Origin of the sequence: Nocardia ninae NBRC 108245 (genome assembly GCF_007990755.1) — a bacterium.
Lineage (GTDB): Bacteria > Actinomycetota > Actinomycetes > Mycobacteriales > Mycobacteriaceae > Nocardia > Nocardia ninae.
Genome location: NZ_BJXA01000037.1, coordinates 72557 through 80960, shown reverse-complemented (window position 1 = coordinate 80960; position 8404 = coordinate 72557). Strand labels below are relative to the sequence as shown.

7 protein-coding genes are annotated in these 8404 nt (G+C 67.3%); 4 read left to right on the top strand and 3 right to left on the bottom strand.

Going from position 1 to position 8404, the window contains the following annotated elements; genetic code table 11:
- Positions 1-128 precede the first annotated feature (128 nt).
- A complete protein-coding gene (locus tag NN4_RS24865) occupies positions 129-1610 on the bottom strand; it encodes an FAD-dependent monooxygenase (protein ID WP_147135969.1) in 1482 nt (493 codons plus the stop codon).
- A gap of 92 nt (positions 1611-1702) precedes the next feature.
- On the opposite strand from NN4_RS24865, the gene NN4_RS24860 reads away from it, so the two are divergent.
- Positions 1703-2350 (top strand): TetR/AcrR family transcriptional regulator C-terminal domain-containing protein, encoded by a 648-nt coding sequence (locus tag NN4_RS24860; protein WP_147135965.1) that lies wholly within the window; start codon positions 1703-1705, stop codon positions 2348-2350.
- Between the two features lie 134 nt (positions 2351-2484).
- Here the strand turns inward: NN4_RS24860 and NN4_RS24855 are convergent, their stop codons facing one another.
- Both NN4_RS24855 and lexA read right to left on the bottom strand, forming a co-directional pair.
- Positions 2485-4479: an ArnT family glycosyltransferase gene (locus NN4_RS24855; protein WP_147135962.1), complete on the bottom strand. Its 1995-nt coding sequence runs from the start codon at positions 4477-4479 to the stop codon at positions 2485-2487.
- 146 nt (positions 4480-4625) lie between these two features.
- Complete coding sequence (gene lexA, locus NN4_RS24850; protein WP_186818620.1) at positions 4626-5357, bottom strand: transcriptional repressor LexA; 732 nt, start codon at positions 5355-5357, stop codon at positions 4626-4628.
- Between the two features lie 318 nt (positions 5358-5675).
- Between lexA and NN4_RS24845 the strand changes: the two genes are divergently transcribed.
- From NN4_RS24845 to nrdR, 3 genes are all read left to right on the top strand, one after another.
- On the top strand, positions 5676-6215 hold the full coding sequence (locus tag NN4_RS24845; protein ID WP_147135960.1) for a hypothetical protein: 540 nt from the start codon (positions 5676-5678) through the stop codon (positions 6213-6215).
- Positions 6216-6416: 201 nt separating this feature from the next.
- Entirely contained in the window at positions 6417-7673 is a 1257-nt protein-coding gene (locus NN4_RS24840; RefSeq protein WP_147135958.1) for a hypothetical protein, read from the top strand.
- Positions 7674-7891: 218 nt separating this feature from the next.
- Positions 7892-8362, top strand: coding sequence for a transcriptional regulator NrdR (nrdR, locus tag NN4_RS24835; RefSeq protein ID WP_147135955.1), 471 nt, complete (start codon positions 7892-7894; stop codon positions 8360-8362).
- Positions 8363-8404: the final 42 nt, after the last annotated feature.

The following is an 8404-nucleotide window of genomic DNA, read 5'->3' as shown; positions in this document are numbered from 1 at the left end:
CCGGGCACCGGGCACCGGGCACCGGGCACCGGGCACCGGGCACCGGGCACCGGGCACCGGGCATCGAGCACCGACCGGGACAGCATGGAGGTGAACGCCGCATGGGCACTCTGCAGCCCGCCGATGGCTCAGGCCGCTGGGCCGAACCAGGTGGTCAGTGCTTCGGTGAGGCCGTCGGTACTGGGTTCGGAGCTGACCCAGGCTGCGTAACCATCGGGTCGGATGAGGATGGCGGCGGGAACCGCGATGTCGCCTACGCCGGGGACGGGCCAGTGGGTGGCGCTGGTGCGGGCGTCGATCACGTCGACTCGGTCGAGCCAGCCCGCTGCCGACGTGTTCTGGTTTCCGTTGAGGCGCAACAGGATCGGTCGGCCTGGGCGCAGCAGTTCGCATACCCGGGTGGTACCTGCGTCGGTGGTGAGATCACCGTCGGGCACCCGCCGTCCGGCCAGCGGATGATCGCCCTTGACGTCATAGCGGATGTCGAGGGCGGTGATCATGAGTCCGAGTCGTTGTCGCACGACGTCCATGTCGATCAGGTCGCCCAGCACAGCGCGCAGTGCTTCGGTATGCGCGCCGGGCCGTTGTAGCGCGGTCTGCGCCCTGGTGTTGTTCAGCACGCGGGCACCGACCGGATGGCGTTCGGATTCGTAGGTGTCGAGCACAGCGTCTGATCCGTTGCGGTGCAAGGCGATTGCCAGCTTCCAGCCGAGATTGACCGCGTCCTGAGCTCCCAGGTTCTGGCCTTGGCCGCCTGCGGGGTAGTGGATGTGCGCGGCATCTCCGGCCAGGAACACGCGCCCGTCGCGGTAGCGCGTCGCCTGCCTGGACGCGTCACCGTAGTGCGTCACCCAGCGTGGACTGTGCATGCCGAAATCGGTGCCCGCGATCTCGGCGAAGTGGGCCCGGAAGTCCTCGAACGTCAGGACTGATCCGCGCGGCATGACGAGGTCGTGTCGCTGGACGACCAGCCGGTACCAGCCGGGCTCGAACTGGACCGCGGAGAAATCGCCGCCGCCGCGACGGTGACCGAAGAACTGCTCCGAAGGTGGCTCGGCCAGTTCGACATCGGCGAGCATCCCGGTCATCGTCGCGTCGGTGCCGACGAAGTCGATGCCTGCCAGCTTGCGGACCGCACTGCGCCCGCCGTCGCAACCGACCAGGTACTCGGCCCGAATCCGGTGGGTGCCGTCCGCTCCGCCGACTTCGACGTCGATCCCCGTCGCGTCCTGCTGGAACCCGACGACCGGCGATCCCCACCGGACCGGCGCCCCGAGTTCGGTTGCGTGCCGGTCGAGTTCGCGCTCGACCACCGACTGCAGCACGGCGAGCATGTATGGGTGACGAGTGTCGAAGTCGCTGAAATCCAAAGGGAGCGCGCCGAAATGGCCGGCCTGCAGGATGCGCCCCTGTGGCAGCAAACAGTCGAGTAGTCCACGCTGGTCGAGGACCTCCATAGTGCGGGCGTGGATGCCGCCGGACCGCGATTCGCCGGTGCGCTGCGCGAGCCCGTCGAGCAGAACAACGTCCACTCCGGCCAGTCGTAATTCAGCGGCCAGCATCAGTCCGGTAGGCCCGCCACCAGCGACAACTACATGGGTCGTCTCCATGACCTTCTCCTTAACGATGTTAAGCTCTTTAACGCTGTTAAGGAGACATGAACATTGTTAAGCTGTCAACCGGTTCGGAACAGGAGGCGGCTGTGAAGCTCGATACCCAGGTCATCGCCCAGGCGGCGCTGAACCTTCTCGACGACGTCGGCCTCGACGGGTTGACCATGCGCAAGGTGGCCGCCGCACTCGACGTGCAGGCCCCCGCGCTCTACTGGCACGTGAAGAACAAGCGCGAACTACTCGACGCGATGGCACGCACCGTCTTCGTCGCCGCTGTCGACGGCTTGGAGGCACCGCGGCGCGGGGAAGACTGGCAGGACTGGACCATCCAGCTCGCCGCCAGATTGCGCCGGTCGATGCTGCGCTACCGGGACGGCGCGAAGGTGCTCGCGGGCACCTATGTCAACGACGAAGCAATGTGGCGCACAGTGGAATTGACGCTGCGCACGCTGGCGGACGCGGGCTTCGCGATGGTCCAGTCGGTCCGCGTCTTCCCGATCCTGCTGCATTACACCATCGGCTTCGTCATCGAAGAGCAGGCGCGAGCCGGCGCCGAGTACGACGACAACCCCTACCGGCCCGAGCGCCTCGAAAACCTCATCGACGCAACGCGATACCCCTTGACCACGGCGCTGGTGGGCGAGCTCTTCACCGCTGATCCCGACGCCGAGTTCGTCCACGGCCTGCACGTCATCCTGGCCGGGGTCGTCGCTACCCGACCGGCCGAGGCAACCTGATTCGGTCCGGCGGCACCGATACCGGGATCGTCTGCAGCGGGAAGTTCTGCACGGCCATAACTCCATGATCGACCGGGACATGACGGCGGCCCTACTCGCACTGTGCCGCCGCTATGTCCCGTCGATCATGACCGTCAGCGCGGCGGTGCCGTCAGGTCGTAGACAGCTACGTTGCCGAAGTGGACGGGGGTGTAATGGGCGGCGACCCACTCCGCGATGTCCTTGTTTCCGGATGGTCGCCACAGGCCGTTGCCGGTGTGCGGCTGGTCCGGTTCGGGGATGATTCCCGGCTGATCGGCGACTTTCCAGGCGTCGGGCAACTTCACTTCCTGTGAGAGGTAGTACGTGACCTGGTGGGCGCTGACCAAATGCTCGAAGTCGGGGAGGGTGGGCACCGGGTCGTCGGAGGTGAAGCCGCCGATGGCGATCACGGGGGTACGACTGGCCAGCTCCAGGCTCGCGGCGGTCGAGGATCGATCGACAGCTGCCGACCAGGTGGTCGTAGTATTCCGAAGCAGTTCGACGACCTGCGGTTCGGTCGAGCCGTCCAGGAATGCGGTGACGGCCCGGCGGACTTCGTTTGCGGGGCTGTTCTTTTCGGGTTCGGCGGGCCCGACGGTCGGGCTGCCGCCTACATGCGCTTGCGGCAGGGTGGCCGCTGCGTAGGCGGTGGAACCGCCGAGTCCGGCCAGCACGCCCACGATCACCAGCACCGAGGTGGTCCGAGTGCGCAGCCGATGCGATACGGCGGGGAAGGCACCGGCCAGCAGCCCGAGCGCGGCGAGCAATGCCACGGTGAGCAGGGTCCAGCGCAGCCAAGGCAGCCACTCGGAGTTACGTTGCAGCAGAACGAAAGACCACCCAGCCGTAGCCAGAACCAATGCGGCAGCGGCAATTCGGCCGAAAAGCTCGTCGCGCCGCCGCCAAGCTTCGTGGACACCGAGCGCGAACATCGCCGCGACGGCAGGCCCGATGGCCAAGGTGTAGTAAGCGTGCATGCCACCCCGCATGGTGGTGAACGCGATCCCATCGATAATCAGCCACAGTCCGAAAACCATTGCCGCGCCGCGTATCAGATCGGTGCGCGGCACCCGCCAGCGTGACGCCAGCACAATCCCGAAGGCCAGCAGCGCCGCGGGCAGCAGCCAGGAGATCTCGAATCCGATCTCACCGGTGAACAGCCTCGACGGTCCCGATCCGCCGAAGCCGCCGAAGCCTGCCCCGAGGTCGTGTGGCATCTCGTAACCGGGCGGCAGCTCGAAGAGATTGCCGCCCTTGTGATTCTGGCCGAGGAAGCGCGCGAATCCGTTGTAACCGAGCACCAGATCCATGAACGTGTTGTTCGTCGACCCGGCGAGGTAGGGCCGCGACGAAGCGGGCCACAGCATGGTCAGCACCACGTACCAGCCGGATGAGATGATCAGCGCGACGGCGGCGCCGGTCAAGTGCCACAACCGATTGCGCAGCGTCGTGGGCGCAACAAGAAGGTAGGCGACACCCAGCGCGGGCAGCACCATCAACCCTTCGAGCATCTTGGCCAGGAACGCGAATCCGAGCGCGACACCGGCCGATGCCAGCCAGCGTGCGCTCGCCCGCTCCAGCGCCCTGATCGTGCAGTAGGCGCCCGCGGTCATCAGCAGGACCATCACGGCGTCGGGATTGTTGAACCGGAACATCAACGCCACCACCGGGGTCGATGCCAGCACCGCCCCGGCGAGCAGCCCGGTGCCCCGGCTGCCGGTGGCGCGGGCCACGGCCGCGTACAGCAACCAGACCGCGGCGACCGCCATCAACGCCTGCGGGACCAGCATGCTGGCACTGCTGAACCCGAACAGCTGCCCGGACAACCCCATCACCCATTGGGATACCGGCGGCTTGTCGACGGTGATGAAGTTGCTCGGATCGAGCGAGCCGAACAGCAGCGCCTTCCAGCTCCGTGAACCGGCCCACGTCGCCGCGGCGTAGAAGTTGTTGCCCATGCCGTTGACGGTGATGTGCCAGAGATACGCGACCGCCGTACCGATCAGCAGCGCGGCGAGTCCGGCCCGCTCCCAGCGGCGAGCCGGGGGGAAGGCCGCTGCGGTGGCGGTTGCCTCGGGCAGGGCCGGTTCGGCGCTGATCACGGTCACCGCAGGAGCATGACTCGCGCAGCGGTGAAGGCGCTGGGCGCTCGCTGGCAATGTGCTGTGAACGATGCCGCCGGATCCGCGTCGGCGGTATCGGACGCGAACGGCCGCACGGATCACCGTGCGGCCGTTCGCGTATCGAACTCCGGCTAGATCTTACGGATGACCGTGACGACCTTGCCGAGTACCTGTGCGTCATTGCCGGGAATCGGTTCGAACACCGGGTTGTGCGGCATCAGCCAGACATCCTTGCCGGTGCGCTTGAACGTCTTCACGGTCGCTTCGCCGTCGATCATGGCGGCGACGATGTCACCGTTGTCGGCGACGTTCTGCTGGCGCACCACCACCCAGTCGCCGTCGCAGATCGCCGCGTCGATCATCGACTGACCGACGACCTTCAGCAGGAACAGCGATCCCTCGCCGACCAGTTCGCGCGGCAGCGGGAACACGTCCTCCACGGCCTGCTCGGCCAGAATCGGTCCACCGGCGGCGATTCGGCCGAGCACCGGCACGAACGTCGGCGTGGGCCGGTTCGGATCGGCTGCGCCCGTATCGGATTCGTCGACGGCGGCGGCGTGCAGGGTGGTCACCGCGCGCCCCACCTCGTCGAGGCCGCGAACATCGACGGCGCGTGGACGATTCGGGTCGCGACGCAGAAAGCCCTTGCGCTCCAGCGCCCGCAGTTGATGAGCCACCGAGGAGGTGGACGTCAGCCCGACGGCGTCGCCGATCTCCCGGATGCTCGGCGGGTAGCCGCGCTCGCTCACCGAAGACCGGATGACCTCCAGCACTTTGCGTTGACGCACGGTGAGATCCGCTTCGGTAACCGCCGTGTCGGCGCCGCCTTCGCTCTCTACGCCCGTGTCGTCTGTGTGCCTCACCGCAACCGCCCTTCCGTGCTGTATCCGGGCTGATCCGCCGCCCGGCATATCCCTGCATGGCCTGTCTTGAATTTCGTCTTTCGAATCTAGTCCGGTCGGGCCGATGTTTCAAACATCTGTTCGAGGAGTGTCGGGCGTTTCCTGCTGACATTGTCGGTGGCACGTGGTAGAAATCGAACATCAGTTCTTCGAACACCTGAGCGAACAATGCATCGAAAAGCGGCACTGAACAGCGGTACCGAGCAGCCCCACCGGTCCGCCCAGCTCGAACACCCCAGCTCGAACACAGACGGAGCACCCACCACGGAGGTTTGTCCGATGAGCACTGCGATCAGCGACATCAACATGGAGATCGGCGCGCCGGGCACGGATATCGCACGGCGTGTCGACGATGTTCGCGATGTCGACACGCGTGAGGTCGACTTGCGCGACACCGATTCGGCGGAGATAGATCTCGCGTTCGCGACGGTCCCGCGCGTGCACCGGGGCACGTTGCGTACGCGCGCAGTGGATTCGGCGCATCGGTCGACCGTGGATCGGCGCCCGCGTGGCGCGCGGCCCGGTGGCGGCGTCGTCGTATACGACCGTGGCACACGGAGTTCGCCGGTGCGCCAGGCGCGCGGCGCGCACCCGGTGGAGTTGGTCGAGCAGGCGCAGGTCGGTTTCGCCGTGCTCGCGGTGGCGGCGCTGTTGAGTGCGCTCGTGGTGGCCGCGTTGATCACGCTGGCGCACCTGCGGGCGGGGGATTGGGGTGGGGACGCCGGCCCGAGCACGGTGCCCGCCGTGGTCGACGGGCAGTCGGTGGTCGTGGATTCCGTGCCCGGAAGTGTGCTGCCGCAAGGTGTCAGCACCCGTTGACGAGATCGGCCGACATTTCGGGCAGTGCTTCCCGGCCTCGGCGTGGCTACCACGTGGCACCGGCCTGATCGTGCGGCCGCAGAGTGACCGAATTTGTTGATCAGCAACTAGAACATGTTGTTAGTGTGCTGAACACGCGATCTGGCAAAGCCCTTTGCCACACGCGGCCGTCGCCTACGCACGAGTTCGGGACATCTAGCAATGACGCATCTCGCCACCGCCGGACGCTCCACCCGGCTGCTCGCCCGAACTCTCGGGATCGCCCTCTGTCTGGTCTTCGGGGTCGCCGCCGTACCGGCCGCCCATGCGGCGCCCGCCTACGCGGACTACCTCGACTTACCCGCCGTCAACGGTGACGGCGCGGGCGGCGGCGGGCTGAATCCGGCGCTCCCGCTGGACGAATCGACCCTGTCCGCCGCGGTGGACGCGGCCCGCGCCGACGGCGTGTCCCCGCGCCGGTACGCGACACTGCTGCATCAGTACTGGCTGGTCGTCGCGACCCGCAACGCCGCCATCGACCTCGCGGCCTGGGATCCGGCCCGCGGTGTCCGAGCCAATGAACGCACCTTTAATCAGGTGTATGTCAACTACCTGCGGCTCACCACACAGCACCCACAGTTCTACTGGACCGGCCTGGCCGGCATCGCGGGCGGCTCGTTCGCCTCCGGCTTCTTCGACATGAGCGACGTCGGCGTGGTGCTCGACGTGCCCGGCATCCACCAACTCGGGGACGCCGTCGCCGACCTCTTGCGCCACACCCCACCCGAATTGGTGCGCGAACTGCCCGCCGACATCCGGCTGCTCGCCACCGAGGGCTCGCGCCTCACCGCCGAGGACGTCGCCTGGTACCAGACCCGGCTGATGATCATGCAGAAGCACATCTTCACCGACCTGGTCCCGATGCACGAGGCCTACATCGCGCTGGGCATGCGTGGCATCGACGAGATGTTCGAGGCGGGCGTGCTCGACGACGACATCCACACCGCATGGCAGTCCATCGCCCAGGGCACCCGCGAAGGCAATATCGACGCGCTGATCCGGATGACCGACCGTGAACAGAACAGAGTGATCGCCGACCAGTGGGACGCGACCGCCGCGGGCCGCGCCCCGATCGGCCGGGTCCTCACCTACGTGAGCACCATCGCGGGCAAACCCGCCGTGCCCGGTGTCCGCGCCCCGGGCGTGTTCGCCCCGGCCACCGTCCGCGCCGACCTCGGCGGCCGCACCCTGGCCCTGCGCACCTCGCTGCCCGACTTCAACTGGGCCGACCGCGACACCCGCTGGACCTACATCACCGGCGACCTCGTCCCGCGGCACATCGATATGGAGCTCGACCCGGCACTCGCCCCCGTCGTGCTCGGCGAGTCGTTCTGGAACAAGCTGGCCCGTGGCCGCCTGATCCCACGCCTGCCCGAACTGATCGCCGACCTGACCTCGCAGTGGCAGATCGTCGAATAGGCCCGCCGCGGTGACCGTCGGTCGGTGGGTACAGGGTGAGTGAGACATCCCGGGTACCCGGACGGGTATCCTCGAAGTGCTATGCAGGTATTCCGCATATCGCCTGAGGTTTACCTGGTGCCGGGGTCTAGGCCCCTGTACACGTGCTCGCCGGGACGGTCACCCCGATCGGTTGCCGGGCCGGCCGCGAGCACGCGCATCGACGAAGGATTCCCCGGATGCATTGCCCGTACTGCCGACACCCCGACTCCCGGGTGGTGGACTCGCGCGAGGCCGACGAAGGCGCGGCCATCCGCCGCCGCCGCGCGTGCCCGCACTGTGGGCGGCGGTTCAGCACGGTGGAAACCGCGATCCTGTCCGTGGTCAAACGCAGCGGCGTCACCGAACCGTTCAGCCGGGAAAAGGTCATCCGCGGTGTCCGCCGCGCCTGCCAGGGCCGGGAAGTCGACGACGACGCACTGAACCTGCTCGCGCAGAAGGTGGAAGACGCGGTGCGTGCCAAGGGTTCTCCCGAGGTACCGAGCCACGAGGTCGGCTTGGCCATCCTCGGCCCGCTGCGCGACCTCGACGAGGTCGCCTACCTCCGCTTCGCCTCGGTCTACCGATCCTTCACCTCCGCAGCGGATTTCGAACGCGAGATCCAAGAGATGCGCAGCGCCCGTGCAGCGGCCGCGGTGCCCGCCGAATAGCAACAGCCGCAGACACTTCGATGTCCCGCACACGGAATCGCA

What these genes read in the sequence shown, in the direction of transcription:
- NN4_RS24840 (WP_147135958.1), top strand. Translation starts at nt 6,417, where the DNA reads ATGACGCATCTCGCCACCGCCGGACGCTCCACCCGGCTGCTCGCCCGA.
- NN4_RS24845 (WP_147135960.1), top strand. Translation starts at nt 5,676, where the DNA reads ATGAGCACTGCGATCAGCGACATCAACATGGAGATCGGCGCGCCGGGC.
- NN4_RS24865 (WP_147135969.1), bottom strand. Translation starts at nt 1,610, where the DNA reads ATGGAGACGACCCATGTAGTTGTCGCTGGTGGCGGGCCTACCGGACTG.
- nrdR (WP_147135955.1), top strand. Translation starts at nt 7,892, where the DNA reads ATGCATTGCCCGTACTGCCGACACCCCGACTCCCGGGTGGTGGACTCG.